Origin of the sequence: Sphingomonas sp. PL20 (genome assembly GCF_017875905.1) — a bacterium.
Taxonomy (GTDB): Bacteria; Pseudomonadota; Alphaproteobacteria; order Sphingomonadales; family Sphingomonadaceae; genus Sphingomonas; species Sphingomonas echinoides.
This window is the reverse complement of the sequence record NZ_JAGINH010000002.1, coordinates 1,337,501-1,364,218: the sequence shown is the minus strand read 5'-3', so window position 1 is coordinate 1,364,218 and position 26,718 is coordinate 1,337,501. Positions and strand designations below refer to the sequence as shown.

General features: G+C 63.4%; 25 protein-coding genes, 1 tRNA gene and 2 rRNA genes. 8 read left to right on the top strand and 20 right to left on the bottom strand.

Annotated elements, in window-relative coordinates:
* Window positions 1–43: 43 nt before the first annotated feature.
* The 4 genes from H4W01_RS06485 to H4W01_RS06470 form a co-directional block, all read right to left on the bottom strand.
* Window positions 44–424 (bottom strand): c-type cytochrome, encoded by a 381-nt coding sequence (locus H4W01_RS06485; protein ID WP_209610368.1) that lies wholly within the window; start codon window positions 422–424, stop codon window positions 44–46.
* A gap of 125 nt (window positions 425–549) precedes the next feature.
* Window positions 550–1,929 carry a redoxin family protein gene (locus H4W01_RS06480; protein ID WP_209610367.1) on the bottom strand — a complete coding sequence of 460 codons (1,380 nt, stop codon included), beginning with the start codon at window positions 1,927–1,929 and terminating at the stop codon, window positions 550–552.
* 38 nt (window positions 1,930–1,967) lie between these two features.
* Window positions 1,968–3,440 (bottom strand): hypothetical protein, encoded by a 1,473-nt coding sequence (locus H4W01_RS06475; RefSeq protein ID WP_209610366.1) that lies wholly within the window; start codon window positions 3,438–3,440, stop codon window positions 1,968–1,970.
* A 2-nt stretch (window positions 3,441–3,442) separates the two neighbouring features.
* Window positions 3,443–3,952 carry a protein-disulfide reductase DsbD domain-containing protein gene (locus H4W01_RS06470; RefSeq protein WP_209610365.1) on the bottom strand — a complete coding sequence of 170 codons (510 nt, stop codon included), beginning with the start codon at window positions 3,950–3,952 and terminating at the stop codon, window positions 3,443–3,445.
* Between the two features lie 284 nt (window positions 3,953–4,236).
* Between H4W01_RS06470 and H4W01_RS06465 the strand changes: the two genes are divergently transcribed.
* Window positions 4,237–4,689, top strand: coding sequence for a hypothetical protein (locus tag H4W01_RS06465; protein WP_334685177.1), 453 nt, complete (start codon window positions 4,237–4,239; stop codon window positions 4,687–4,689).
* 13 nt (window positions 4,690–4,702) lie between these two features.
* Here H4W01_RS06465 and H4W01_RS06460 read toward each other — a convergent pair whose 3' ends face one another.
* From H4W01_RS06460 to H4W01_RS06435, 6 genes are read right to left on the bottom strand one after another with little or no spacing between them, the layout of a single operon-like run.
* Complete coding sequence (locus tag H4W01_RS06460) at window positions 4,703–5,467, bottom strand: ABC transporter ATP-binding protein (RefSeq protein ID WP_209610364.1); 765 nt, start codon at window positions 5,465–5,467, stop codon at window positions 4,703–4,705.
* Window positions 5,468–5,470: 3 nt separating this feature from the next.
* Window positions 5,471–6,256: an ABC transporter permease subunit gene (locus H4W01_RS06455; RefSeq protein ID WP_209610363.1), complete on the bottom strand. Its 786-nt coding sequence runs from the start codon at window positions 6,254–6,256 to the stop codon at window positions 5,471–5,473.
* A complete protein-coding gene (locus H4W01_RS06450; protein ID WP_209610362.1) occupies window positions 6,253–7,248 on the bottom strand; it encodes an aliphatic sulfonate ABC transporter substrate-binding protein in 996 nt (331 codons plus the stop codon). Before H4W01_RS06450 ends, H4W01_RS06455 begins: the two co-directional genes overlap by 4 nt.
* A complete protein-coding gene (locus H4W01_RS06445; RefSeq protein ID WP_209610361.1) occupies window positions 7,245–8,183 on the bottom strand; it encodes a TauD/TfdA dioxygenase family protein in 939 nt (312 codons plus the stop codon). The genes H4W01_RS06450 and H4W01_RS06445 overlap by 4 nt, the downstream gene beginning before the upstream one ends.
* 25 nt (window positions 8,184–8,208) lie before the next feature.
* The gene (locus H4W01_RS06440) at window positions 8,209–9,531 is read right to left on the bottom strand and encodes an LLM class flavin-dependent oxidoreductase (protein ID WP_334685414.1); all 1,323 of its coding nucleotides are present in this window, start codon (window positions 9,529–9,531) and stop codon (window positions 8,209–8,211) included.
* 2 nt (window positions 9,532–9,533) lie between these two features.
* Entirely contained in the window at window positions 9,534–11,933 is a 2,400-nt protein-coding gene (locus H4W01_RS06435; RefSeq protein ID WP_209610360.1) for a TonB-dependent receptor, read from the bottom strand.
* A gap of 430 nt (window positions 11,934–12,363) precedes the next feature.
* Between H4W01_RS06435 and H4W01_RS06430 the strand changes: the two genes are divergently transcribed.
* The 3 genes from H4W01_RS06430 (at window position 12,364) to H4W01_RS06420 (ending at window position 14,587) form a co-directional block, all read left to right on the top strand.
* A complete protein-coding gene (locus tag H4W01_RS06430; protein ID WP_209610359.1) occupies window positions 12,364–13,032 on the top strand; it encodes an RBBP9/YdeN family alpha/beta hydrolase in 669 nt (222 codons plus the stop codon).
* Between the two features lie 65 nt (window positions 13,033–13,097).
* Window positions 13,098–14,039 carry a serine O-acetyltransferase EpsC gene (gene epsC / locus H4W01_RS06425; protein WP_209610358.1) on the top strand — a complete coding sequence of 314 codons (942 nt, stop codon included), beginning with the start codon at window positions 13,098–13,100 and terminating at the stop codon, window positions 14,037–14,039.
* A gap of 41 nt (window positions 14,040–14,080) precedes the next feature.
* Complete coding sequence (locus H4W01_RS06420; RefSeq protein WP_209610357.1) at window positions 14,081–14,587, top strand: thioredoxin family protein; 507 nt, start codon at window positions 14,081–14,083, stop codon at window positions 14,585–14,587.
* Between the two features lie 22 nt (window positions 14,588–14,609).
* On the opposite strand, the gene H4W01_RS06415 is transcribed toward H4W01_RS06420, so the two are convergent.
* From H4W01_RS06415 to H4W01_RS06390, 6 genes are read right to left on the bottom strand one after another with little or no spacing between them, the layout of a single operon-like run.
* Window positions 14,610–15,884: a dipeptidase gene (locus H4W01_RS06415; protein ID WP_209610356.1), complete on the bottom strand. Its 1,275-nt coding sequence runs from the start codon at window positions 15,882–15,884 to the stop codon at window positions 14,610–14,612.
* Window positions 15,881–16,780 (bottom strand): hypothetical protein, encoded by a 900-nt coding sequence (locus tag H4W01_RS06410; protein ID WP_209610355.1) that lies wholly within the window; start codon window positions 16,778–16,780, stop codon window positions 15,881–15,883. Before H4W01_RS06410 ends, H4W01_RS06415 begins: the two co-directional genes overlap by 4 nt.
* A 26-nt stretch (window positions 16,781–16,806) precedes the next feature.
* A complete protein-coding gene (locus H4W01_RS06405; RefSeq protein ID WP_209610354.1) occupies window positions 16,807–17,271 on the bottom strand; it encodes a DUF6644 family protein in 465 nt (154 codons plus the stop codon).
* A gap of 13 nt (window positions 17,272–17,284) precedes the next feature.
* Window positions 17,285–17,839 carry a DUF6644 family protein gene (locus tag H4W01_RS06400; protein WP_209610353.1) on the bottom strand — a complete coding sequence of 185 codons (555 nt, stop codon included), beginning with the start codon at window positions 17,837–17,839 and terminating at the stop codon, window positions 17,285–17,287.
* Window positions 17,784–18,206, bottom strand: a complete 423-nt coding sequence (locus H4W01_RS06395) for a DUF6152 family protein (RefSeq protein ID WP_209610352.1) — start codon at window positions 18,204–18,206, stop codon at window positions 17,784–17,786. The genes H4W01_RS06400 and H4W01_RS06395 overlap by 56 nt, the downstream gene beginning before the upstream one ends.
* Window positions 18,207–18,229: 23 nt before the next feature.
* Complete coding sequence (locus tag H4W01_RS06390) at window positions 18,230–18,871, bottom strand: hypothetical protein (protein ID WP_209610351.1); 642 nt, start codon at window positions 18,869–18,871, stop codon at window positions 18,230–18,232.
* 179 nt (window positions 18,872–19,050) lie between these two features.
* On the opposite strand from H4W01_RS06390, the gene H4W01_RS06385 reads away from it, so the two are divergent.
* The gene (locus tag H4W01_RS06385) at window positions 19,051–20,154 is read left to right on the top strand and encodes a dipeptidase (protein ID WP_209610350.1); all 1,104 of its coding nucleotides are present in this window, start codon (window positions 19,051–19,053) and stop codon (window positions 20,152–20,154) included.
* Here the strand turns inward: H4W01_RS06385 and H4W01_RS06380 are convergent.
* Window positions 20,149–21,558, bottom strand: a complete 1,410-nt coding sequence (locus H4W01_RS06380; protein WP_334685176.1) for an aminotransferase-like domain-containing protein — start codon at window positions 21,556–21,558, stop codon at window positions 20,149–20,151. The two genes, H4W01_RS06385 and H4W01_RS06380, sit on opposite strands and share 6 nt — an antisense overlap.
* A gap of 99 nt (window positions 21,559–21,657) precedes the next feature.
* Between H4W01_RS06380 and H4W01_RS06375 the strand changes: the two genes are divergently transcribed.
* The 3 genes from H4W01_RS06375 to H4W01_RS06365 all read left to right on the top strand — a co-directional run bounded on the left by H4W01_RS06375 (window position 21,658) and on the right by H4W01_RS06365 (window position 23,474).
* Window positions 21,658–22,002: a UrcA family protein gene (locus tag H4W01_RS06375; protein ID WP_209610348.1), complete on the top strand. Its 345-nt coding sequence runs from the start codon at window positions 21,658–21,660 to the stop codon at window positions 22,000–22,002.
* Window positions 21,999–22,847, top strand: coding sequence for a PhzF family phenazine biosynthesis protein (locus H4W01_RS06370; RefSeq protein WP_209610347.1), 849 nt, complete (start codon window positions 21,999–22,001; stop codon window positions 22,845–22,847). Before H4W01_RS06375 ends, H4W01_RS06370 begins: the two co-directional genes overlap by 4 nt.
* A 168-nt stretch (window positions 22,848–23,015) precedes the next feature.
* Complete coding sequence (locus H4W01_RS06365; protein WP_209610346.1) at window positions 23,016–23,474, top strand: zinc ribbon domain-containing protein; 459 nt, start codon at window positions 23,016–23,018, stop codon at window positions 23,472–23,474.
* On the opposite strand, the gene H4W01_RS06360 is transcribed toward H4W01_RS06365, so the two are convergent.
* From H4W01_RS06360 to H4W01_RS06350, 3 genes are all read right to left on the bottom strand, one after another.
* A tRNA-Met gene (locus H4W01_RS06360) sits at window positions 23,445–23,521 on the bottom strand. The genes H4W01_RS06365 and H4W01_RS06360 overlap by 30 nt on opposite strands.
* Before the next feature lie 93 nt (window positions 23,522–23,614).
* A 5S ribosomal RNA gene (rrf, locus tag H4W01_RS06355) occupies window positions 23,615–23,729 on the bottom strand.
* A 157-nt stretch (window positions 23,730–23,886) separates the two neighbouring features.
* Window positions 23,887–26,678, bottom strand: a 23S ribosomal RNA gene (locus H4W01_RS06350).
* Window positions 26,679–26,718 lie beyond the last annotated feature (40 nt).

The window sequence follows — 26,718 nt, the reverse complement described above, 5'->3', positions numbered from 1 at the left end:
CTGTTCTGCTTTCCATATCATCGCGAAATTGCGCTCCGCCCCACTATTTCAGTGTCTTGAGATGTTCGATGATAGCCGCTCGCTCCGCCGGGTCGGGCGAAGGAACGTCCATATCGGCACCGGGTGCGAACGCTTGTGGATCGGCAAGGTATCGGTCCAGCACCTCCGGCGTCCAAACGCCCCCTTTCGCCTTCAGTGCAGCCGAATAGAGAAAATCCGACCGGCTTGCCGCTGGTTTGCCCAACACACCGACCAGCGACGGACCAAGCCCACCATCGCCATCGCCGTTCAGGCCATGGCAACGCGCGCACCGATTTTCGAACAACGCCGCCCCGTGCAGTCGTGTATCGACCGGATCCGAACCGGCCGCGGCGATCAGGAAAAGCGTCGAGACACCAGCAAGACCGAAAACGCTCCAACGCACACACCCACTCCGAATTCGACCGCCGTGCTTCCAAGCGCTCACCGACGCATCCCCCTCCCCGCATTTGCCCTGGCGAACGTATCGGCGATTTGGGGCGAAGCCCGAGGCTTCGCCCCAAATCGGGGTTAGCGGAGTGCCACCTGACGCGCCGGAGTGCTGTCGGTCTGCGCAACCGCCGCCGGTTGCTCCGCCAGCAGTTGCTCGATCCGGGTGGTGAAGTCCTGCTGCAACTGGGTGTGGTATTCGCCGCTTGCGGGCGAGGCGAAGCCCGAATGGACCGCCCGCACCTTGCCGTCACGTCCGATGAAGACGGTCGCGGGCCAGGTGTCGAGATGCGCGAGCTGCGGCACCTTTTCCCACATCTGCGCCGGCGAACCGGCCTCGAGATAGGTGTATTTGACGCCATATTGCTTCACGAACGCCTTCTGGCGCTTCAGCGTCTCTTGCTGTTCAGGCTCCTCGAAATTGAGCGCAACGATGGCAAGGCCCTTGTCGCGATACTTCTTGTCGAGCTTGACGAGATATTGCGCCTCATCGTGGCAGTTCGGGCACCACGTGCCGGTCACAACCGCGACGATGACCTTGTTCTTGAAGCGCGGATCGTCCTGCGTGACGATCTTGCCGGCATTGTCCGGGAAGGCGAACTTGAAGGTCTCGTTCGGATTGACGACGGTGGTGTGCGTGAGGAAGCTGTCGGGCTCAGCAAAGCCCTTCGCGCGCGCGATATCCGGCCGATAGGCGACGAGTGCCTTGGCATAGCGCCCATCGGGTGCCGCGTCGGCGGCATAGTCATTGCCGACGGACTTGGTCGCAGTGGCCGCCACGGCCTTGGCCCCGGCAATCTGCTGCTGGACGTCCAGCGTCCCATCGGCCTTCGGCGTCACGACGATCACGCCCGGGCGGCTGCCGTCGAAATGGCTGAGCACCCACTTTCCGTCCTTGAAAGCGCCGGTATAGGCACCGGTGTCGCCGTCGATGCGCAGGATCGAGGCGGCAAGTTCGTCACCGCGCTGCTGGACGACAAAGCGGAACGACTTTTCTCCCTTGGACGAGGGCGAGGCGAGCGGGATCTCCCAAAGCCCCGCGACTTGCGGCACCGCCGATGCGGTGGGCGACGGCGTGTCAACATGCCGGACGGCGCGGAAGCTGTAATCGCTGCTGGTCTCGCGATTCTGGGCCACGACCGTGCCGTTCAGCTGTCCGCCTTCGAGCTTCGCGTTGATGGTGGTAAGGTAATGATCGACGTTCAGGACGAGATTGCCGTTCTGGAATGTGGCGCTGGTGGTTCCGTCATAGGGCTTGAACCCGTCATAGAAGACGCCCTTGATCGCCGATCCATCGGCCGCGATGTCGAGCCGGAACGGAATGTCGATGCCATCGCGCGAAAGCGTGGCGTCCCAACGCCCGACAATGGCACCGTTGCCGGTATCGGCCGCTACGGCCGTCGCCGCGACGCTGGCAAGAAAGGTGGCCGCAAATGCTGCAGCCTTAAACGTCTTCTTCATGGCACACTCCGCTGTTGGTTAGGGATTGATACGCTAGGTCAGGTCGTGGATTTTCGTTTGGGGACCGCCGCTTGCGCCACACGCAGCCGGTTGGATTTGGCATAGGCCTGCCACTCAGCCGGCAGACCCGGCTTGGTTTCCAGAAGAATGGAGAGAGTTTCGCGGCGATCCTGCTGGGAAAGGTTCGCGAAATCTTCGCCCTGGTCCTGACCGGTCAGCACCTCGAACAGGCGATGATAGACATAGCCCTTGGCCGGTTCAGGGATCGAGTCGAACGCCGACGAATAGATCAGGTAGCTGCACGGGTAACGGAAGATCCGATCGTGCAGATCGAAGTCGCGCAGCGAGCGCCCCTTTGAATCGCGCGCGCCCTGCGCCGCAAAGTCTCGCGCGAAGGCAGAGGACGCGATCACCTTGCGACGATCGAGTCCACCCAGCGGCGTTTCTCCGGCGAAGAGCAGATACCGGACGAGTTGCTCGGCCGGGCGCCGGATCTTGTCCTGAGTGGGGGATGGCAATGCGTCGAGCGATGCGGTCGCTGCCCCACCACCCGGAGCAAGCGCATATAGCGCGATCCGCGTCTGATAGTTGGTCAGCGTGATCAGATTGTGCATTTGCGTCTGGTGCCCGAGCACGAGCAGCGCGACCTGATCGCTGGTACGGGTCAGATACGCGGATGCATCCAGCGGCTTTTCCAGCGGCCCGAGCGTCGGCAGCGGCTTATCCGCCGCCACGCTGAGGCTGGCAGGCTGGGCAACGGTTGCGGCATTGGCCATCGTTACCGGGGCCAGCGCGCCGGTGACGTACCAGCCGCCCCAACGCTCCTTGAGCGGGCTCTTCTGGTCGGTGATATATTGCGGCGCGCGCGGGGTCAGAGTGCCGGTCTGCGAGGGGTAGACCGAGCGCACCAACACGCCGGGCACGCCGCGCGTACCGGCTGCGATATGGCATTGCGTGCAATCAAGCTCGGCGCGCTTGAAGGTCGGTTTGTCCGACTGCACATCGTCGAGCAGATAGAAGATCGCGCCTTGCATCGGATCGAACGAGACCAGTTCGACGGTCTTTCCCTGATGGACCGACCCGACATAGACGTCATCGTTATAATAAAGCGCCCGCGGGTGATCCGCGGAGATCTTGGTGAACTGAAAGCTCGTCTTCGAAAAGACCAGGGTCTGCGAACTCACCGGAATGTTGAGCAACTTCAGAACCGATGGCAGATAGCCGCGATCCTTGTCGTACGAGAGCTTGGCGCGGCCTTCGTCCAGCGCACGCTGCGCGACCGCCACCGGATCATTGACCGGATCGCGATACCGGATCGGCGCGTCGCTATACGGAACATAGCCCTGGTTCTGCACCGCGATCTGCGCACTGGCCGGGTCCACGAAGGAGCGCGACACGATCGCGCCGCCCAAGACCAGCGCACTCAGGCCAAGCGCCCAGCCCCCCGCCCCATGCAACGCCAAGCCGCGCGCCGTGGGGGTGTCGGATTGAGGTCGGATCGGGCGGATCATGATCAGGCCTTCGCCGAAATGGTGATCGGCACGGTCAGATGGACCGTTTTGGGCGGCAGGCAGATCCGGCCATCGCAGGATTGGTAGCGGATGCTCAGTGGAACGACCTGCCGCCCCGGCGTCAGGGGCGAGCGCAACCGCACTGGCACCGTCACACTGAAATTGCGGGCGTAATAGGGCGTCACGAAACCAAAGGCCGGATCATGCGCGACAATGGGCGTGCTGCCGACGACGGGGCCAGCGACCGTTGCCACCGCGTTCTGCTCGACCGAGACCACAAGCGGCGTGGGTCCGGTGGCGGACTGCTTCAACGCATAGACATGCCACCCCTCGCGGATCACGCCGCGCACATTCAAAATCGCGCGACTGCCTTTGCCGGGCGCTGCAACAGGATCAAGCGTCCACGTCACCGTCTCGCCGGTGCCATTGGACGGCGCGTTTTGGGCCTGGACGATTGCCGCCCCGGACAGCGCCAGAAAAACCAATCCGACCCGAGGCGACCATGCGCGCATCCGGCGAAAACCTTGGCCCACCCTTGAAAGACTCTGTTCCATCCCCGCCACCCAAATCGCCTCCAGTCAGACAAACACGTGCTTCGGTCCCTGCCGAGGTCCGGGCTCACCGATGCTCCTGCGAGCAGGCTACAGGACGCTTCATCGCAATGCCGGATAGAAAATCTTTTAAATCCTACTGATTTGATAGGCGTTAAATTAAATCACGTATTTTTAGACATTTAACTTGGCTCAAAGGCCTCCGTAGGCCGACCGATCTGTGACATCAGATACCGATCGACAGGGTGAGTTGTACGGTTCGCGGCTCCAGCGGGCGGAACGCGCATGATCTTATCGGGCATGTCTCCGACACCCAGATCGAACAGTTCCAGGCGTTGCTGAGCAAGGGGTCGGATTCGGTCGGCCAGGCGCGGATGCAGGCGTTGTACAAGGGCAGGCGCGACAATCTCGAACTAGCCCCCAATTTGTGGGCGGGGATCGGGCCGATCCGCACGGGCGCGGGCACCGCTTTGGTCGGCAGCCCCGCCAGCATCGCCGAGCGCTTGCAAGACTATGCCGATATCGGGATCGATACGGTGATCGGCTCGGGCTACCCGCATATCGAGGAAGCCTACCGCGTCGCCGAACTGCTCTTCCCCAAGCTCAACCTGCCCAACCGCCCGGTCGAGACGCTGCCGCCGGTTCGCCCGCTATGGGCACCGATTGCAGGCCAGACTGCCGCCGGGCGCGTGACGTAACCGGCAGGCCCCGCTACCGCCCCAGCAGACGATCCAGGATCAGCCCTTCCACCCGCGCCAGCTCGGCATCACCGTGTCGGCGCGGACGCGGCACGTCGATGCGGATGTCGAGCGCGATGCGCCCCCCTTCCAGCACGATCACCCGGTCGCCCAGCGCCACCGCTTCGGCCACGTCATGCGTCACCAGCAGCGCGGAAAAGCGCTCGCTCGTCCAGACGCGCTCCAACAGTCCCTGCATCTCGATCCGCGTCAGCGCATCAAGCGCGCCGAGCGGCTCATCGAGCACCAACAGGCGCGGTCGGCTGATCAGCGCGCGCGCCAGCGACACGCGCTGCCGCTGGCCACCTGACAGAGTGGCGGGCCAGGCATTGGCCTTGTCGGCCAGCCCCACCTCCGCCAGCCGCGCATCGATCAACCGGTCGCGCTCGGCCTGATCGGCACCATCGGCAATGCCACGCGCGCCGACCGCGACATTGTCGCGCACGCTTGCCCAGGGGAGCAGACGCGGCTCCTGAAAAACCACGCGCGCGGCGGCGACATCGGTCTCAATCCCGCCAGCGCTCGGCTTCAACAGCCCGAGGATCGCGCGCAGCAAGGTGCTTTTGCCGCACCCGGATCGCCCGACAATCGAGATGAACTCGCCCGCCGCCAGATCGAGATCGAGCCGGTCGAGCACCCGGTTCTCCCCGAATTCGACCGTCAGGCCGCGCACCACCACCGGCGCACCGGTGCGCGGCCTGACGGTGGCGGGGACGACGCGAAGCAGGGGCGCGTTCATCGATCAAGCCGAGGCATAAGCGGGGTTCCAACGCAGCAGGCGACGTTCAAGCAAGCGGGTCAGACTATCGGCCAGCTTGCCGAGCGCGGCATAAACAAAGATCGACAGCACAATGATATCGGTCTGGCTGAACTCGCGCGCCTGCATCGCCATATAGCCAATGCCCGAATTGGCGGCGATCGTCTCGGCGACGATCAGCGTCAGCCACATGATGCCAAGGCCGAAGCGCAAACCGACCAGGATCGACGGCAAGGCCCCCGGAAAGATCACCCGGCGGAACAGATCCCAGCGGCTCATCCCATAAATCCGCCCCATCTCGATCAACTGCGGGTCGGTCGAAACGACACCGTGATAGGTGTTGAGGTAGATCGGAAAGAAGATGCCCCAGGCGACCAGCAGTACCTTGGCCTGTTCGCCAATGCCGAACCACAGAATGACCAGCGGCAACAACGCCAGATGCGGGATGGTGCGCACCATCTGCAAGGTCGGGTCGAGCAGCCGCCGCGCGGTCGGCGATACGCCGCACAGCAGCCCGAGCAGGAAACTGATCGCGCCGCCCGCCACCAGCCCGGTCAGCGCACGCGCCGTGCTGACCGCGAGATTGGCGACGAGTTGCCCGTTGGCGATCAATTCCCCCGCCGCCACCACCACCGCCGTGGGCGCGGGCAGGATGTTGGACGGCAGCACCCCAAGGCTTGAGGCAAGTTGCCAGGCAAGCAGCAACCCCGCCGGCACGATCACCGGGGTGACGGCGCTGTTCGCCAGAGTCCAGCGCCGAACCCTGCTCATTTCACGGGTGTCCAACCGGTCCACGCCGCCTTTGCGGCATCGACTTTGTGCGGAATGACCTTGGCCGCCAGAAGATAGTCGGCCACACGTTGCTGCGTCGCGATATCGGCGGGCGTGATCGGGTCCACCGCGAACAGCACGCCCTTATAGCGGGCCAGCATCCCGTCGAGCACCGGCAGTGGCAGGCGCGTCGCTTTGGCAAAGGTCTCGCGATAGAAGTCGCGATGCGCGTTGCCCCACGCCGCTTCGGTGCGCAATTCGTCGAGCGTCGCTTTCAACACATCGGTCCGATCGCGCGTAAACGTGCCGGAGGCGACATAGAATGCAACCGTGCGCAGGTCGCTCGGCGGCAGGGCAATCTCGCGGGCGCTGCTACGGGCAAGCGCCAGCGTGAAATAAGGGTCCCAGGTCAGCCACGCATCGATCGAGCCATTGGCCAGCGCCGTCTGCGCGTCGCCGGGGGTCAGGTTGACCGACACGATGTCCGCCAGCGTCAACCCGATCCGACCGAGCGCCGAGGCGATCGCATATTCCGAGGCCGAACCCTTGGTATAAGCGACCTTTTTGCCCTTCAGATCGGCAAAGGTTTTGACCGGCGATCCCTTGGGCACCACCAGCCCGCTGCCAACCAGGCCGGGCAGGCTTTGCGCGGCGACATAATAGAGATCGGTCCCTGCCGCCTGCGCATAAACCACCGGCGTATCCCCAACGATGCCGATGTCGACCGCGCCCGCGCGGATCGCCTCGATCATCGGCGGGCCGGAGGGGAATTCGACCCATTTGACCGGGCCGATCCCGCGCGCCTTGAGCCGCTTCTCAAACTCGCCGCGCGCCTGGGCAAGAAACGGAACGCCGCCCTTCTGCGTGGCGAAGACGACGCCCTTATGCGATGCGTCGTGCTTCGTGCCACCGCCACAGCCCGCCAGCGCCAGTCCCAACGCAAGCGTTGCGGCACTGCCGCCGATCAGGCTCAGGATCTGACGACGGATCATTCCGCCGCTTCCAGCAGGGGCGCGGGTTCGGGCAGGATCTGCCGGCTCTCACGCCCATCGACCCCGCGTGGAATTTCGCCATCCAGTGTGACGCGGCGCACCACGCGGTGCTGGTCGCCATAATCGTCGATCGCATAATGCTGCGTCGCGCGATTGTCCCAGATCACCACATCGCCCTCGCTCCAGCGCCAGCGCACGGTGTTTTCCAGCCGCGTCACATAGCTTTGCAGGATGTCGTAAATCCGCTGCGATTCGGTCGCCGACACGCCCAGGATGCGCTTGACGAACCCACCGAGCAGCAAATTGCGCTCGCCGCTTTCGGGATGCACGCGCACCACGGGATGTTCGACCTCGTAAACGGTCGAGGCGAAAATGTGCTTGTGCAGGTTGATTTCGCGCTCGGTCGCCTCGGGCCGCTGGGCGGCATAGTCATAGGCATTGCTGTGGATCGCGCGCAGCCGGTCGGCGAGCAGGCGCAATTCCTCGGGCAGGTTTTGATAGGCCGCCGCCGTGTTCGCCCACACCGTGTCGCCGCCCGCTGCCGGGATCGTCACCGCGCGCAGGATCGAAGCGAAGGGATAGCCATCAACGAAGGTCACGTCGGCATGCCATTGGTTGGCGCGGCCACCGAGCTGGGAATCGAGTTCAAACAGGAATTCGCCGCCCCGGCTCGGCACCGTCGGATGCGCGACCGGCTTGCCGAAGCGCTTGCCAAACGCCTCATGGCCCGCATCGTCGAGATGGTCTTGCCCGCGAAAGAACAGCACCTTGTGGCGCACCAGCGCCGCACGCACCGCTGCCAGCGTGGTGTCGTCGAGGTCGGCGCTCAGTCGCAGGCCGCGCACCTCCGCGCCGATCCGGCCACCGACCGGATGGACATCAAGAATACCGTCGGGGTCGGGTGCGTTGAGATAGGCATTGGCAGACGTGGTCATGGCAAGTCTCCTCGTTTGAAATGGGTCACGCGGCCAGCCGTGCAGGCGGGCGCTCAAGTCCAAGATGCTCGCGCAGCGTGCTGCCTTCATATTCGGTGCGGAACAGTCCGCGCCGCTGCAGCTCGGGGATGACGAGCCGGGCAAAGGCGTCGAGTCCGGCGGGCAAGGTCGGCGGCAGAATGTTGAAGCCGTCCGCCGCCCCGGCCACGAACCACGCTTCCAGCTCGTCGGCCACTTGCGCGGGCGTACCGATCACCACCTTGTGCCCGCGCGCGCTGGCCACGCGCGCAACAAGCTGGCGGATGCTCAGCCCTTCCGCACGCGCCGTATCGACAAACAGCTTCTGGCGGCTCTGCCAGCCATTGGTGGTGGGCGCTTCGGGCACCGGCCCGTCCAGCGGATAGCCCGACAGGTCCCACCCCATCAGCGCCGAAACCAGGCCAAGGCCAATGCGCGGATCGACCAGATCCTGCAATTCGTCGTGCAGGGCCTGCGCCTGCTCCGTCGTTTCGGCGACGAACGGCATGATGCCGGGCAGGATCACCACCGCATCGCGCGTGCGGCCCGCCGCGACCGCTGCCGCGCGGACAGCTTCGGCAAAGGTCAGCGCATCGTCCAGCGATTGCTGCGCGGTGAACACGATTTCGGCGGTAGCCCCTGCCAGCTTGATCCCGTCCGCCGACGAGCCAGCCTGGGCGATGACTGGATGCCCCTGCACCGGTCGTCCGCTCTGCGATGGCCCGGCGACCCGGAAATGCGCGCCGACATGGTCGATCGGGCGCACCTTTGCCGCATCGAAAAAGCGCCGCCCGCCTTGGTCGAACAGCAGGGCATCGTCGTCCCAGCTATCCCACAGCGCGCGCACGACATCGAGATATTCATGTGCCCGCGCATAGCGGTCGGCATGGTCGAGCTGCGCGTCCAGCCCGAAATTGCGCGCCTCGCGATCGGACGCGGAGGTCACGCAATTCCATCCGGCACGCCCGCCGCTGATCTGGTCGAGCGAGGCGAATTTGCGGGCGAGATGGTAAGGCGGGAAATAGGTCGCCGACACCGTCGCAACCAGGCCGATCTGCTGCGTCACCGGCGCAAGCGCCGCCAGAAGCGTCAAGGGTTCAAGATAATAGACCGGCGCGATCTGCTCGGCGAGCGGCCCCTCACCAAGGGCCGCGACATTGTCGGCCAGGAACAGCGCATCGAACTTCGCCGCCTCCGCCGTCTGGGCGAGCCGGGTATAATGCGCCAGCTCGGTCAAATCCTGCGGATGTACCGCCGGATGCAACCACGCGGCGAGGTGGTGCCCCACGCCCATGAGAAAGGCACCCAATTTCATCTGCCGCGCGGCCATGCTCAAAACTTGCCCTTGAGCGTCACACCAAAGGTGCGCGGGTCGCCGAGCACCTTGATGAAGGGGCTGACCGCATTTGCCGCCCCTATCCCGACCGCATAGCGCTTGTCGAAAATGTTGCGCGCCCAGAACAGCAGCGAATAGCGCCCGTCCGTGCCGTGCAGGCCGATCCCGCCATTGGTCAGGCCATAGGCCCCCTGATTGCCATAGGCCGAGTAGGGGTTGAGCAGGTTGGTCGCGCTGCGATAGGTCTGGTTGACATAGGCATTGAGCGCGACGCGACTGCTGATCGGCGCATCATAATTCAGGCTCGCCTGCCCCGTCCATTTCGATGAGCCGATGACCCGCTTGCCCGACAGATCGACCGTGGAGACGACGTTGCTAAACTCGATCGGTGCCGGAGCATTGGTGTACGATCGATAGGTCGCGTCGTTGAACGATCCGTTGAGCGACGCGCTGAACCCACCGCCTAGCTTCGCTTCGCCTTCAAGCTCGACACCGCGCAGCCGGACCCTGGCGGCATTGCCCAGGAAGTTGCCGAGCGTCGGCCGGGTCAGATCGATCTGCGCGGCCTGATAGTCCCGAATATCGTTCCAGTAGAGGTTGCCGTTCAGCATCGCGCGGCCACCGAACAGCTTGGTCTTCACCCCAATCTCATAATCGGTCGATTTTTCGGGGTTGATGATGAGAGGTTTGCCCGGCCCCGGCGTAGCGCTCAAATTGGGGGTCGCGCTCAGATTGGCCGCCCCCGATTTCTCGCCATAGCTGACCGAAGCATAAAGCAGCACAGCGTCGCTGATCTTGTAGGACGGGTTGATCAGCCACGACCAACTGTCGGTGGTGCGGCTATCGGCATAGGTCGGAAAGATTCCGCCAAAGGCCGACACGATCGCGGCCCGCGCCGGGGCAAGCGCGGCCGGCAACGCCGCCCCTCCAAAGCTCAGCCCGGTATTGGAGGCGCGCTTGGTCTCGCGCGTGAAGCGCACGCCACCCGTCAGGCTGAGCCGATCATCGACATGCCAGGTCGCCTGTCCGAAGGCCGCGCCGCTGGTGACTTGCAGCTTGCCGAGTTGATCATATTCGACCCCGTTGAGGATCGCGGGCAGCAACGCCGACGCAGGCAGCGCCCCGGTCAGGAACCATTTGGTCGAATCCGACTGGAAGATCGAACGGTTGTTGCTGATCAGATCCTCGCGCAGGAAATAGCCGCCGACCTGATAGTCGAGCGCGCCGCCGGTCGGCGACGCCAGCCGCACCTCCTGCGAATATTGGTCGACATCGACATCATACCCCGCCCGCAGGATCGAAAAGGGCGATCCGTCGCTGTCGTTCTTCGGGCGAAACCACAGTCGCCGCCACGCCGACACCGCCGTCAGCGTATGCGTGCCGAGCTTGACGGTCAGTTCGTTGGAAAGGCCGGTGACGCGGCTGTCGATGCGCTCCTGCGTGTTGGCATCCGCATTGCGCCCGACATCGTAGTTGGGCGTATAGCCGAACAGCCCGCGCACCTTCGTGTCCCAACTGGCGGCGCGCACAGCGCCATTGGCAAAGGTCTTGGCGTCGGCGAAGTTCGGATAATAATTGTTGAACTCGCTGGTCTCATAATGTTCGGCGATCAGGCGGCTGGTCACCGGCCCGCTGTTGAACAGCAACTGCCCGCGCACCGCCCAGCGATCGACATCGAGATATTTCTGCCCGTCATAGGCGTTGCGCGCCCAGCCATTCGACGCATCGCGATAATAGGTCAGGCGATAGGCCAGCGTATCGCCAATCACCGGCCCCGTCGCATTGGCGCGGATCTGGTAGCGCCCGTAATTGGCGTAACCCGCCTCCAGGTTCAGCTCAGGCGTAAAGCTCGGTCGCTTGGTGGTGACGATCAGCGCGCCGATCGTGGTGTTCTTGCCGAGCAGCGTGCCCTGCGGCCCGCGCACCAGTTCGATATGGTCGAGATCGACGAAATCGAGCCAGCTGAAACCGACATGGGTGAAGAACACATTGTCGACGATCAGGCCAACCCCGCCCTCCGCGCCATCATTGTTGGCGTTGCCGCCAAGCCCGCGCACATAGAGGCCGGAAACGCGCGTATTCTGCTGGACTGCGGCGAAATTGGGCAGCTTGGCGGCATAATCGGCGATCCGGTCGAGATGCTGTGTTTGCAGCGTGTCGCCCGATACTGCGGTGATCGCGGCCGGCACGTCCTGCAGCCGCTCGCTCCGCCGCCGCGCGGTGATCAGAATGTCTTGCGAAGTGTCTTGCTCCGGTGCCTCCGCACCTGGCGCGGGCGACTCCACCGTTGTGTTCGCCGCGACCGCCACAACCTGCGCGTCCGCCCGCGAAAGCCCCGCCACCAAAGCGGCAAGCGCCGCGCTCGAGTGAAATCCTTGTCGTACCCATGCCTTCATGTCGGCCCCCTTATCTCCTACTAGAATGATAGGGAAAAAGCCTGCGACAAGCGCGTCCTGCCTTTCAACGCGCAAAAGTTTTCTTCACTCTATGCGCCATGCGGCCATGCCTTGCCCCTGCGCCATATCGCTACAGCGCCTCACAAAATGACTATTTTATATATTGTTATGGAAGAAACGGCAGAGTCAGACCCTCAGCTCCCGGCGTCTGGAGCCAGTCCGGGCAAGGCAGATTTTGCGCCGTGACACCTTTTCTTCCAAATTCCCATTGTTCAAATAGGGTATCGAAGTGTGCATTCGGCGGAAAGGAACTGGCGTGCGAAAGCTTCGAGTTGCGGGCTCAGGACGGATGGTCGCGCGCGGAAGCCGATTGGCGGATGCCGCGCAGCCGTCCGAATCGCCATTTTCGCCACATCGCGAGGCTTGACCCATGTCTGACCAGCCCCGCCCGCTCGTCCTCACTATTCCCGGCCTTTGGAATTCAGGCCCCGATCATTGGCAAAGCCTGTGGGAACGCGAACGCCAGGATTGTCGCCGCGTCGAGCTCGGTTGCTGGGACGATCCGATCCGCAACGTGTGGATCAGCCGCGTCGATCAAGCCGTCCATGAAGCGCGCGGGGATGTCGTTTTGGTGGCGCATAGCCTCGGCTGCCACGCCGTCGCCTGGTGGGCCAATCTGGTCGGCCCGGCGGGTGTCGGGCGCGTAAAAGGCGCACTGCTGGTCGCGCCGCCGGACGTTGACCTGCCCGAAGTGGCCCCCCGGCTTGCGCGCTTCCAGCCGACGCCGACGACCCCGCTCCCCTTCCCCGCTTTGCTGGTGGCCAGCCGTAGCGACCATTATGCGACGTTCGAACGGGCGAAAGCGATGGCCGATCTGTGGGGGGCGCTGCTCGTCGATGTCGGCGATCTCGGCCATATCAACGCCGCCTCTCGTCTTGGTAGCTGGGAACAGGGCCAGCATTTGCTGTCGATCCTCACCGGCGACATTCGCAGTGATTGCAGTCGCGCTGTGCTGGCCGAACGGATCGCCGCACAGACCCGAGGACATGGCAATGGGCAGCCCCCGATTGAGCCCGATCAGAATGGGCGCTCGGCGTGACCATTTCTGACGCAGACGATCGCTGGCTCCATATGACCAGCGGTGCTCACCCAGCAGGAGCTGAAATGGCCGAACCAACGCCCTCCACAACGATCGACTTTCCACGCGAGTTGGGCATCGTCGTCGAGGGGCTGAGAAAAGCGCGGCTCGACTGGCGTGCCAGCCATGCGCGCCATGCCGAGCGCGGCATCCAATTCCCGTCGCAGCAGGCGCTTCGGCGAATCCTCAGAGAACTCGGCACTGCGCTCTTCCCGCTCCGGCTCGGTCCGCCTGAACTCACGGCCGCCAACGAAAATGCGTGGGTCGAGGCCACGCTCGAATCGACCGTGTCGCAACTGGCGGCACAAATCGCGATCGGGTTGCGCGTCGCGCAGCCCGGCATCGACAGCGCGGCGGAGGCGGTCGAGATCGACCGAATTATCGGTGCGTTTGCAGCGAGCCTGCCCGACATACGGCGTGCGCTCGATGCCGATGTCGAAGCGGGCTATGCCAACGATCCCGCCGCGCGCAGCGTCGACGAGGTCCTGTTATCCTATCCGTCGCTGTCGGCGATCATCCATTACCGGATCGCGCATCGGCTGTATGAGCTCGGCGCGCCGCTTGTCGCGCGCGTGATCGCCGAAATTGCTCATGCCGATACCGGGATCGACATCCATCCGGGCGCACAGATCGGCCACAGCTTCTTCATCGATCACGGCACCGGGATCGTGATCGGCGAAACCGCGACGATCGGCAACCGCGTGCGGCTCTACCAAGGCGTAACGCTGGGGGGCGAGCCCTTGCTGGCAGGCGGTGCCTATGCCGGCGGAACGCGAAGCAAGACTCGCCGTCATCCTGCGATCGCCGATGATGTCGTCATTTTTGCAGGAGCCGTTTTGCTCGGCCCGATTACGGTCGGCGCAGGCGCACGGATCGCGGGCAATGTGTGGCTGCGCAGCGACGTTCCGCCCGACAGTGTGGTCGAAGCGGCCGTGCCGGTCATCCGCCCGCGCGCCTCCGGCGAATAAGCGTCCCCATTCCCCAGAAAATCAATCGATTGGAGCACCCGATGAAAAACCTCGCACTCATCGCCCTGGCGACCTTTGCCACCGCTGGCGGGGCGTTAGCGTCGTCGCCGGCACCGCGCGTTGCGGTCGACTCGATCGACGCCTTGGCCAAGCCGCTACCGCTGCCCTATGACGAGAAGGCCGACGCGCACGCCGAGGTCGCCGCCGCCATCAAGCGTGCCAAACGCGAACATAAGCGCGTGCTGATCGACATGGGGGGCAATTGGTGCCCGGATTGCCGGGTATTGGCGGGCATCTTCGCTTTGCCCGAACTGAAGCCGTTCCTCGAACGCCACTTCGTCACCGTCGAGGTCGATATCGGGCATTACGACAAGAATCTCGACATCGCCGATCGCTTCGGCGCGCATTATGATAAGGGCGCGCCCGCTGTGCTGGTGGTCGATCCCAAGAGCGGAAAGCTGATCAATGCGGGACACACGCTGGCCCTGCGCGACGCACGCCACATGACCCCACAAGCGCTCGCCGACTGGCTGGCCCAGTGGACCTGATGTCGGCCCCGCCTACGGCGATCTAGCGCGTAAACGGCACCTTCGGCACAGTGTTCGCATCGCCCAGCGCTTGCGCTTCGCGCAGCACGCGCAGCGCATTGCCGCCCCACACCTTGCCGATGTCAGCCGGCGAGTATCCCGCCTTGAGCAAGGCCGCCGTCACCTTGGGATAAGCGGTAACGTCGTCCAGGCCATCGACCCCGCCGCCACCGTCGAAATCGCCACTGATGCCGACATGGTCGATCCCGACGAGTTTGATCGCGTGCAGCAAATGCGCCATGAACATATCGAAATTCGCGCGCGGTGCGGGGAATTGCGCCTCGATCGCCTTGCGTTTGGCGACGAGCGCGCGCTTTTCGGCACCGGTCATCGCGTCCATCCGCATATAGCCGGACATGAGCTCCTTGGTTGCTGCCTCGCGTGCCGGGTTGGGGGCGGGAGCCGCAACCATATAGCCGCTGTAGGCGTTGATCTGGATCACACCGCCCTTCGACGCGACGAGCAGGGCATCGGCATCGGAAACGTTGCGCGGATGATCATGCACCGCGCGCATCCCCGAATGCGACAGGATGATCGGTGCCTTTGACAGCGCGACGGTCTGGCGCAGCACCTCGTCCGACGCGTGCGAACAGTCGATCACCACCCCCAGCCGGTTTGCCTCGGCGACCGCCTCGCGGCCGAGCGGGGACAGGCCGTGCCATTTCGGCGTATCGGTCGCGCTGTCGCCGAGCGCATTGTTCTTGAAATGGGTGATCCCCATCATCGTCACGCCGAGCGCGCGAAAGGTCTTCATCAGCGAAAGGTCGCCCTCGAACGGGTAGCCATTCTCCATGCTGAGAAAGACGAAGCGCTTGCCGTGCGCGACGGCGCTGAGCGCATCGTCGGCGGTCAGCGCGAGCGTGAACACGTCGGCATGCTTGGCCACCATCTCGCGGATCTGCACCGCGCGGGTGATGCCGAAGTCGCGCGCCGCGCGGTCGCCCTCGGGGGTGGCGGGCCCCGAGGGGGTGTAGATCGCGAAAAAGCCGCCATCGACCCCGCCTTCCACCATCCGCGGATAATCGACCTGGTCGCCGTCCACGCGGGCGCTGTGGCGATCCATGATGCTCCACCCGGGACGGCCGAGATTGGCGGGCGTGTCGAAATGCGTGTCGAGCACGACCAGTTTCTCATGCACCGCCCGCGCGGTGTCTTTGGCCGACGCGGCGTGCTTCGGGGCAGCGAGCGCGCTGGTCGCCAGCAATGTCAGGGCGAGCCCTGCGATCGTCCCGTCCAGCCAGCGTCGAGCGATGGTCATTTTTTGTGATCCTCGTAAAATTCCGGTGGCGGCGGGTTATCCGGCAACTGTTTTGGGATATCTGCGCCGCGATTACCATCCGCACCGATCGCCCCCGGCCCCGGCCCGATATGCGCCGCATCGACATTGTTCTCGGCGCACGAATATTCGGTCAGCCCCTCGCCCGGCTTGCCGAGCACCCAGGTGCGGCTGAAGGTGAAGGGGCGCGTGTAATATTTCTTGTCATCGACGAGCAGTTCGAGGTGGATATGGTGCAGGTCGGGCCGGGTCCATTTTTCGACCGCGTGCATCTCACCGCTGGCCGGATTGGCGTTTTCGTCGATCCAGATCTTCTCGTCCTTGAAGCCGATCGAATCGATGACGAGCGTGTCGCCTTGCCACGTGCCCACCGGATTGCCGAAGAAGCGTGGCTCAGGATCGGGGTCGTGGGTGCGCCCGTCGGTCGGAATGAAACGATGCGTCGAATAGAGATAGAGGAAGGCAAGGCGCTTGGGCGTCTGCAGGATCTCGAATGGCAGGCCGCTCGCATCGTGGCGCGGGATGCCGCCAAGGATGCACAGCGCCTCGGGATCGATCGTCTTGGTCAGGTTGTGCTGCAACGCCGCCTGTCCGGCTGCGGTCAGCGGCAGTTTGAAGCCGGGCAAGTCCTTGCCGATATTGCCGCCGGGCTTGCCCGGTTCGCGGACCGGTTTCCAATAACCGGTCAGGTCGGGATGGCCCGCTGCATCGCGCGGCGTCGGCTGCGGTGCCCCAGTCGGTTCCTCGCCGCGCAACGATGCGCCGTCCCCTTCGACTTCAGGCGACGGCGCGCTGCGCCTGGCATCCTGCGCGAGCAACGGCGAGGCGAGACTGGCGAGCAGCGCCAGATACGGCAGGCTGCGAACGATACGGTTCATGGATTACCCCCTGTAAGACAACGCAATTAGAGAAAGCCGATGATGCGGCCGCAGACACCGACGCCGAGCCACAGCAGCAGGGCCAGGACGGCGAGCGTGCGGATCAGCGCGGGCGATTGGCGCGGCTGCGTCGCGATATGCTGGACGAGGAACGACGCGACGATGGCGAGCGCCAGCAGCGCGATTTTCGTACGGAACGTCCCGTCGAGATAATAGCGGATCGGCTTGGACGCGACGAGCAAGCCCCCCGACAGCAGCATCACCGCGAGCGATGCCAGCCAGGCCGGGCGCGCGGCGGCGATGATCGCCGCACCATCGTTGCGGCGAAACAGAACACGGCCAGCCGTGAGGTTGACCACCAGCACGACACCACCCAGCACCGCGAGCCCGAGCAGATGGATCGTCTCGACGATCGCAAACGCCCAGGTCGATTCGCGCATGAACACGCCCAGGCCGGTCTGGCCGAGCCACTGGAAAAGACCGTGAATCATCGCGCTGCCCCGCTCAATGGAAGTAGGCGATCATGCGACCGCACACGATGATCCCGGCCCACAAGACCAGGGACGCAAGGGCCGAGATTTTCGCGCGCAAGGGGATCACCGGCGCGTCCTCCCACGTAGCGACATGGCGGTAGATCGCGACATGGAAGATCAGCGGGTTGAGCCCCGCCAGCACCAGCAGCACCAGCTTCACCTGAAACGCCGCATTGCCGGCGAGCCGCACCGCTTCCGATGCGAACAGTGCGAGCCCGCTTGCCGCCATGACGGCAAAACCGATCCAGGTCAGCGGCAACAACTGCCCGGTGACGTCCGAGACGCGTATGCGCGTGAAGGCGACACCGAGCAGCCGCAAATCGACCAAGGCGACCGTCCCGACCATCAGCGTGAGCGCGAGTACATGCACGCTCTCGACGATCGGGAACGCCCAGTCGGACTCGCTCAACGCTTGCGAAAAGGGGAGATCGTTGAGCCATTGGCAAAACGCGATAACAAAGGGCATCGCTTCAGCCGTTGCGCGGATCGCCGTCGCCGGGGCCGCCATCTCCCGGCGTGCCGCCATAAATCGAGCGCCCGCTCGGCAGCAGCACGCGCCGCGCGTCGATCGTGTGCGACCCGTCCTTGGCGAGATAGCCGTCAACGACCAGCGTATCGCCGATCTTGACATCACCCTTCTTCCACCCGCGCCGCGACAGCGCGCCAGGCCCGCCGCCCTCACAGGCCCAGGTCGACACCACGCCGTTGCGGCCCTTCACTTCGAGATAGAAATAGGAATGCGGATTGGTCCACTCGATCTTGGTGATCTTGCCGGTCAGGCGCACCGGCTTGGCACCGTCAAACTCCGCCGAGAAGGAATGGTGTGCGCTCACCGGCACCGCTGCGAGCAGCAGCGCCGTGGCGAGAGAGAAGCGTGTCTTCGACAGGATCATGGAAGCCTCCGGGAAAAATGGGTTTAGGGGCGATGCGCGGTCGCGGCGAAGCGATCGACCGGCGGCAAGGCCAGCGGCTTGCCGCGCGGATACCAATACGCGGCATGACAGGCCTCACAGGCCGCATCGATCGCAGCGCCAGCCGCGATCAAACGATCCGGACTGCGCGCGGTAATCGCGGCCAAAGCCTGCTGGGCACCAAGCCCCAGCCGCTGCGCCGCGCGGTGAAACCGGGCGGGGTCGCGATCGATATCGGCGCGGATCTGCGCCGCCGTGCGGGTCCCTGGCACCGACGCGTCGGCGAGCGCGCTATGCCCATCGCCGCCGACCGCGAGGCCGGGTTGCTGCAATTGGCGCGCGCCGGCGATCAGCCTCTGCGCATGCGCCTGGAGTTTGCTCCAGTCGACAGCCGAGCGCGGGGCACGGCGCACTTCGCCGCGCTGCGTTTCGACCGTGCCGACCGCGGCCCACAGCGCGTCGGCCGAGGGATCGACGACCGAGTCCATCACCGTCTGGATGCTGCGGGTCGGCTTGTCCGCCGCAGATGCGGTTTCCACAAGAAGCACGCCGATGAGGACGGCCGCGCTCAGCAACCATAGCACCAGTCCCACGATCGCAAGCGCAGGGCGGCGTTCCGATGTAATACGCTCTCGAACGATCAGCACTTGGTGCGAACTCCGCTGCCCCCCAACCCTGTCATGGGCCTAGGACGCGCATATCCTACTCGTCGAGTATGGATTATCTTTTGACGCCTGAAGTAATCCATACTCGATTAATGGGAAATAGCGCCCGATGCTGGCGGACGGCCGAATGCCGGGCATCCATCCCGAAAGGACAGTTCTGCATGACCATGCGCCATATCCTGCTTGCCGTGACCGCAAGCCTGATCGCCACGCCGCTGTCCGCGCAGATCACCTTCGACCCGCACCTCGATCTGCCGAGCGACGCGCTGACGCCGGGATGGACCGGCAAGAGCGACCCAAGTTCGCTTTTCGACCTCGATCGCGCACGCGGCGGCGGCCTTTCCGCGGCGGCGATCGCCCTGTTCGTGCCCCAGGGCACGCGCGACGCCGCGTCCTTCGCCCGCGCCCAGAGCGAGATCGTTGCCCGCGATGCCGCGATCCACGCGATTTACGAACAGAACCCGACCATTGCCGCGCGCGCTTTGTCGCCCGCCGACGTGCTGCACAATGCCGCGACGCATCGCTTTTCGGTGGTCGAAAGCTTGCTCAACACCTGGCCGCTGGGCGACAACGTCGATGCGCTCGACCATTGGTATGGACGCGGCGTGCGCATCGTCGGCTTCGTCCACGCCGGCAACAATCAATGGGCCGATTCCTCACGCCCCGCGCTCAAACGCGGCGATCGGCCGGACGAGAATGGCGGGCTTACCCCGCTCGGCAAAAAAGCGGTAGCGCGGCTCAACGATCTCGGCGTGCTGATCGACGTATCGCAATTGTCGGACGCGGCGTTCGACCAAGTCCTGGCGCTCAGTCGCGCGCCAGTGATCGCAAGCCATTCCGATATCCGCGCGATCGTGCCCAACGGCCGCAACCTCTCAGACGCGCAACTCGACGCGCTCAAGGCCAAAGGCGGCGTGATCGCGATCAACGCTTTCAGCCATTATCTCCATAACGCCGCCCCCGCCGCTGCCGACGGTGCTGCGCCGCCCGAGCAACGCGCGACGGTCGCCGAACTGGTCGATGCGATCGACTATGCGGTCAAGCGGATCGGCATCGCGCATGTCGCCATCTCGTCCGATTTCAACCATGGCGGCGGCGTGGTCGGCTGGTCCCATGTCGGCGAGACCGGCGGCGTCACCGCCGAGCTGCGCAAGCGCGGCTACACCCCGCCGCAGATCGCCGCGCTGTGGAGCGGCAATGTGCTGCGCGTCTGGCAAGCGGCGATCGATGCGCGCAGCCGCACGTACCGCCCCAAAGTGTCATAACCCTTCGGCGCGCGCCTGGCAGGCAGTGGCGAGAAACGCGCTCAGGCGGTCGTCATCGCTGGTCACCACGTTGAAGCGCACATAATCGCCCCACATGCCGCTGGTGCTGAACACATTGCCCGGCGCGAGCACGATATTGTCGGACAGCGCGGTGCGCGCCAGCGCCGCCGCATCCAGGCCACCGGGCAAGCGCGCCCACACGAACAAGCCGGCGGTCGGTTCGATCCACGGTTCCAGCCCCGCGTCGCGCAACCGCCGCAACGTCCGCACGGTGGCGCGCGCAATCCGCGCGCGCATCGCTTCGATCTGCCGACGATAGCTGCCATCGGTCAGCACACTGTGCAGGATCTGCGCCGAGAGCGGATTGCCCGACATCGAGGTGGCGATGCGCAGGTCGCCCAGCGCGTCGATCCAGTCGGGCCGGGCCGCAATATGCCCGCACCGGATCGCCGCGCTGATCGATTTGGAAAAGCTCCCGATGCGGATCACTCGATCGAGCCCGTCGAACGCTGCAAGACGCGGGGACGGCGCATGCTCGAAATCGCCAAACACATCGTCCTCGACGATCACCAGATCGTGCGCCTCGGCGATCTTGAGCAGCCGATGCACGGTCGTGGCGGTCAGCGTGGCGCCGGTCGGATTATGCACCGCCGAATTGGTCAGATAGAAGCGCGGACGATGCTCGGCGACGGCAGCGGCAAAGGCCGCCATATCGGGGCCGTGCGGCGTCATCGGAATGCCGACCACGCGGGCGCGATGCGCGCGCAGCAGCGCCAGGAAATTGAAGTAGCACGGATCGTCGACCAGCACGGTGTCGCCCGGCTCGATCAGGAAGCGCGCGATCAGGTCGAGCGCCTGCGTGCTGCTTTCGGTCAACAGAATCTGGTCGGGCGAGACCGAGACGCCTTGTTCCTCCAACCGCCGCGCGAGCAACAGGCGCAGCGGCGGCGAGCCGAGCAGCGACGCATAACCGGTCAGCGCCCCATCGCCTTGGCCGCGCGCAGCACTGCGCAGCGCCTTGCGGATCGAATCGCTCGCCATCCAACTGTCGGGCAACCAGCCGCAGCCGGGCCGGACCGCATCCGGGCGTTCGTTGAGCGATTGGCGCAGCATCCACAAGGGATCAACTTCACGCTCGCTCTTCGCGCCGATCCGGTCGAGCGACAGCGGCGAGAGCGGTGCCGCGACATAGAATCCCGAGCCAGGCCGCGACCGGATCGCCCCGTCCGCCGCGAGCCGATCATAGGCCTCGACCACCGTCGACTTCGAAAAGCCGGTGCTCTCTGCCATCGCGCGCACCGACGGCAGCCGTGCGCCGGGCGGGAGCACGCGCCGGTCGATGCGATCGCGGATCAATTGCACGACCTGTCCGGTCCGCGTGCGTTCAAGATCGATGGTCGCCACTGTAATGCTCACCTTATCAGTACGGTTTTTCACAATCGTATCTATCTGTTCCTGTGATGGCCAGCCCGGAGCGCGCATCCCCTCCCCCAAGAGGTAAAGATGAAGACACGACCCTATGCGCTCTCCGCCACAGCGTGTGCGCTGTTCGCCACACCGTGCGTGGGGCAAGATATTCAACTCGCCCCAGACCGCTACGCGGTGACAGTCCGCTCGGTCGATCTAAACCCGGCAACGCCGGGCGCGGCGCGGCGCGTTTTCAAACGGCTGGATGCCGCCGCCCTTGCGGTGTGTGGTGCATCGGAATTCAGCGTGCGCGACGCGATCGAAGCCGAACGCCGTTCGGCCTGCTGGCGCGATGCCATGGCAGGGGCGCTGGCCCAGGCTGAAAATCCGCTGCTGCGGCAGCTCTATCATCGTCATACCAACCGCGAGGTCTTGCCATGAGCCATCCCTTTACCCTGGTCGACGTGTTCGGCACCGATCCGTTCACCGGCAATCCGCTCGCGGTCATCGCGCAGGCCGAGCCTTTGTCCACCGAAGAGATGCAGCGCATCACCCGCTGGCTCAATCTGGCAGAGACCACGTTCCTGCTCGCGCCGACGCATCCCCATGCCGATTACCGCGTGCGCATCTTCTCGCGAAGCCACGAATTACCGTTCGCCGGACATCCGACGCTTGGGACATGCCATGCGTGGCTCGAAGCCGGTGGCACGCCGAAGCGCAGCGGCAGCGTCGTGCAGGAGTGCGGGGCGGGTCTGGTCACCGTGCGACAGGATGGCGCCGGTCTCGCCTTTGCCGCACCGCCGCTGATCCGCAGCGGTCCCCCAAGCGAGCACGAACTCGCGGAGGTCGCCGCGGTGCTGCGCATCGATCGCGCCGCGATCATTGATGCGGCATGGGCTGATAATGGGCCGGGCTGGATCGCCATCCTGCTCGATTCCGCGGCGGCGGTACTCGCCGTCGAACCCACGCATTCCCACCATCGCCACATCAATATCGGCATCGTCGGGCCGCACCCTAGCGGCGCTGACGCGGCCTTCGAGCTCCGCGCGATCCACAGCGTGCCCGGTGGTGGGCTGTCCGAGGATCCGGTGACCGGCAGCCTCAATGCCTCGGTCGGGCAATGGCTGTTCGCGACGGGCCGCGCGCACGGCAGGTACATCGCCACCCAGGGAACGCGCCTGGACCGGACCGGTCGCATTACCGTGACGCAGGATGAGCAGGGCCAGGTCTGGGTCGGCGGCAAGACGCTGACGCTGTTCACGGGCCATGGTCCACACCTGCGCTGAGCGGTCCTTCGAAGGCGGCAAGCCGTGACAGAGGTGGCTCGAGGAACTTGACCAGCAGGGGATAAGTGGATTGCCGATCTTTTGAGCGACCATACTGGCCGCAAGGAGAAGGCAAGATAAGCAAGCGACCCCGGCGGAACCGCAGCCCTAGTCGATGACACGTTGTGAGTGGCAGCGAAGAAGCGCCAGCACACCCAGCGCATCGCGCCTTTCGAGCACGGTCAAGGCGGCAAGCCGCGGATCGATGAGCGGCGGCGCGCACGCTACCTGCTGTCGGGTTTGACCCGGTGCGGGTATTGCGGCGGCTATGCGATGATCTCGGCCGATATGCTCGGCTGCTCGACGGCGCGGAACAAGGGAACGTGCGCCAATCGTGTGAACATTCGCCGCGATGTGCTCGAGCAGCGCGTGCTCACAAGCCTGCACACTCATCTCATAGACCCAGCGCTCTTTGCACAGTTCTGCGACGAGTTCACGGGTGAGTTCAATTCGATGAAAGACGGAGGGCACGTCACTCGCGACTCGAGCGCCAACCCCAAAAAAAGGGCACAGAAAACCGCCTCGGGCGGACCTGAGACGGTTTGGTGTATGTGGGTTTGGTTGCGGGGACAGGATTTGAACCTGTGACCTTCAGGTTATGAGCCTGACGAGCTACCGGGCTGCTCCACCCCGCGCCAGTTCCGCAGGGTCGCGGAACGAAAGGGTAGGTGACATGTGAATGGGTTCTTGTGGATCAGGGGACCGCTACGCTGCTCACCGGCTTCAATGCCTGGCGACGACCTACTCTTCCATCACTTAAGTGATAGTACCATCGGCGCAGTCAGGTTTCACGGCCGAGTTCGGGATGGGATCGGGTGGGGCACTGACGCTATAGCCACCAAGCAATGGAGCCGGTGAACAGCAAAGGGGTTCTATGATCTTAAAATCGGTGCACGCTTTACCTGTGTGATGATGGTGTTTGTTCAATCAGGCGTTGCAATTGATCATCCGCCATCTGCGACATGCTGGTTTACCCAGGATTGTCATTGATGGTGGGACTCTCAAGCGCGAATAGAGCAATTAGTATCGGTTAGCTCCACGCGTTACCGCGCTTCTACATCCGATCTATCAACGTCATGGTCTCTGACGGCTCTATGAAATCTTATCTCGAGGGAGGCTTCCCGCTTAGATGCTTTCAGCGGTTATCCCGTCCATACATAGCTACCCTGCTGCGCTCTTGGCAGAACGACAGGTACACCAGAGGTATGTTCAACCCGGTCCTCTCGTACTAGGGTCAACTCCTCTCAAATTTCGACGCCCACGGCAGATAGGGACCAAACTGTCTCGCGACGTTCTGAACCCAGCTCACGTACCACTTTAATTGGCGAACAGCCAAACCCTTGGGACCTGCTCCAGCCCCAGGATGTGATGAGCCGACATCGAGGTGCCAAACAACCCCGTCGATATGAGCTCTTGGGGGTTATCAGCCTGTTATCCCCGGCGTACCTTTTATCCGTTGAGCGATGGCCCTTCCACGAGGGACCACCGGATCACTATGACCGACTTTCGTCTCTGCTCGACTTGTCAGTCTCGCAGTCAGGCGGGCTTATGCCATTGCACTCTAACAGACGGTTTCCAACCGTCCTGAGCCCACCATTGCGCGCCTCCGTTACTCTTTAGGAGGCGACCGCCCCAGTCAAACTACCCGCCACAGAGGGTCCCTGATCCAGTTTCATGGATCGAGGTTAGACATCAGAAAACAACAGGGTGGTATTTCACCTATGGCTCCACGTCAGCTGGCGCCAACGCTTCAAAGCCTCCCACCTATGCTACACAGTTCTTTCCTAATGCCACTCTGAAGCTGCAGTAAAGGTGCACGGGGTCTTTCCGTCTAACCGCGGGAACCCCGCATCTTCACGGGGAATTCAATTTCGCTGAGCATGTCCTGGAGACAGTGGGGAAGTCGTTACGCCATTCGTGCAGGTCGGAACTTACCCGACAAGGAATTTCGCTACCTTAGGACCGTTATAGTTACGGCCGCCGTTTACCTGGGCTTCATTTCAGAGCTTGCACCCCTCCACTTAACCTTCAGGCACCGGGCAGGCGTCAGGCCCTATACGTCGTCTTGAAGCCGACTTAGCAGAGCCCTGTGTTTTTGCTAAACAGTCGCTACCCCCTGGCCTGTGCCCCCTCAAAATGCTTGCGCACGATGAGGGCCTCCTTCTTCCGAAGGTACGGAGGCAATTTGCCGAGTTCCTTCAGGACACTTCTCTCAAGCGCCTTGGTATACTCTACCTGACCACCTGTGTCGGTTTCGGGTACGGTCTATACGGTGGGGCTATTTCCTGGAACCTCTTCGAAGCCCTCCCAATCCAATAAGGGAGAACAACACACGAGATCCGTCACACACCACCAGGCCCACGAATATTAACGTGGTTCCCATCGACTACCCCCTTCGGGCTCGTCTTAGGGGCCGGCTCACCCTGCGCGGATTAGCCTTGCGCAGGAACCCTTGGTCTTTCGGCGAAAGGGCATCTCACCCTTTTTATCGCTACTCATGTCTGCATTCGCACTTCCGATACCTCCACGACCCATTACCAGATCGCTTCACAGGCTTACGGAACGCTCCGCTACCGCGTGGCTTACGCCACACCCTAAGCTTCGGTGCATCACTTTAGCCCCGTTACATCTTCGCCGCAGAACCTCTTATTTAGACCAGTGAGCTGTTACGCTTTCTTTAAAGGATGGCTGCTTCTAAGCCAACCTCCTGGTTGTTTTGGAAGTTCCACATGCTTTCCCACTTAGTGATGACTTGGGGACCTTAGCTGTAGGTCAGGGCTGTTTCCCTTTTGACGACGGACCTTAGCACCCGCCGTCTGTCTCCCGAGTAGTACTCGTAGGTATTCGGAGTTTGGTTAGAGTTGGTAGGTCTCGCGACCCCCGCATCCATCCAGTGCTCTACCCCCTACGGTATTCGCTCGAGGCACTACCTCAATAGTTTTCGCGGAGAACCAGCTATTTCCCGGCTTGATTGGCCTTTCACCCCTAAACACAACTCATCCGGTAACTTTTCAACGTTAATCGGTTCGGACCTCCAGTGCGTGTTACCGCACCTTCATCCTGGTCATGCCTAGATCGCCGGGTTTCGGGTCTAATACATCAAACTCTGGCGCCCTATTCAGACTCGCTTTCGCTGCGCCTACACCTAACGGCTTAAGCTTGCTTGATACATTAAGTCACAGACCCATTATGCAAGAGGTACGCTGTCAGGCCTCAAGGACCCTCCAACTGCTTGTAGGCAATCCGTTTCAGGTACTGTTTCACTCCCCTCATCGGGGTGCTTTTCACCTTTCCCTCACGGTACTAGTTCACTATCGGTCGCATACGAGTATTTAGGCTTAGAGGGTGGTCCCCCTATGTTCAGACAGGATTACACGTGTCCCGCCCTACTCAAGTCCTGAATTCTCACTTTCGCATACGGGGCTGTCACCCGCTATGGCACCTCTTTCCAAAGGCTTCTGCTAGTTGAAATTCAGGCACTGGCCTGGTCCGCGTTCGCTCGCCACTACTAACGGAATCTCGGTTGATGTCTTTTCCTCCAGCTACTGAGATGTTTCAGTTCGCCGGGTTCGCTTCACGAAGCCTATGTATTCAGCTATGTGATACCTAGCCCCATTTAGCGTCGTACCGAGTTGCCTCGATACGAAGTTAAACGGGATAGGTGGGTTTCCCCATTCGGAAATCTGCGGGTCAAAGGTTGCTCACACCTCACCGCAGCTTATCGCAGCGTGCCACGTCCTTCATCGCCTGTATGCGCCAAGGCATCCACGAATTGCCCTTACCTCACGCTTGAGAGTCCGCACCACCAATGACAATGCTGGGACAGCCCGAA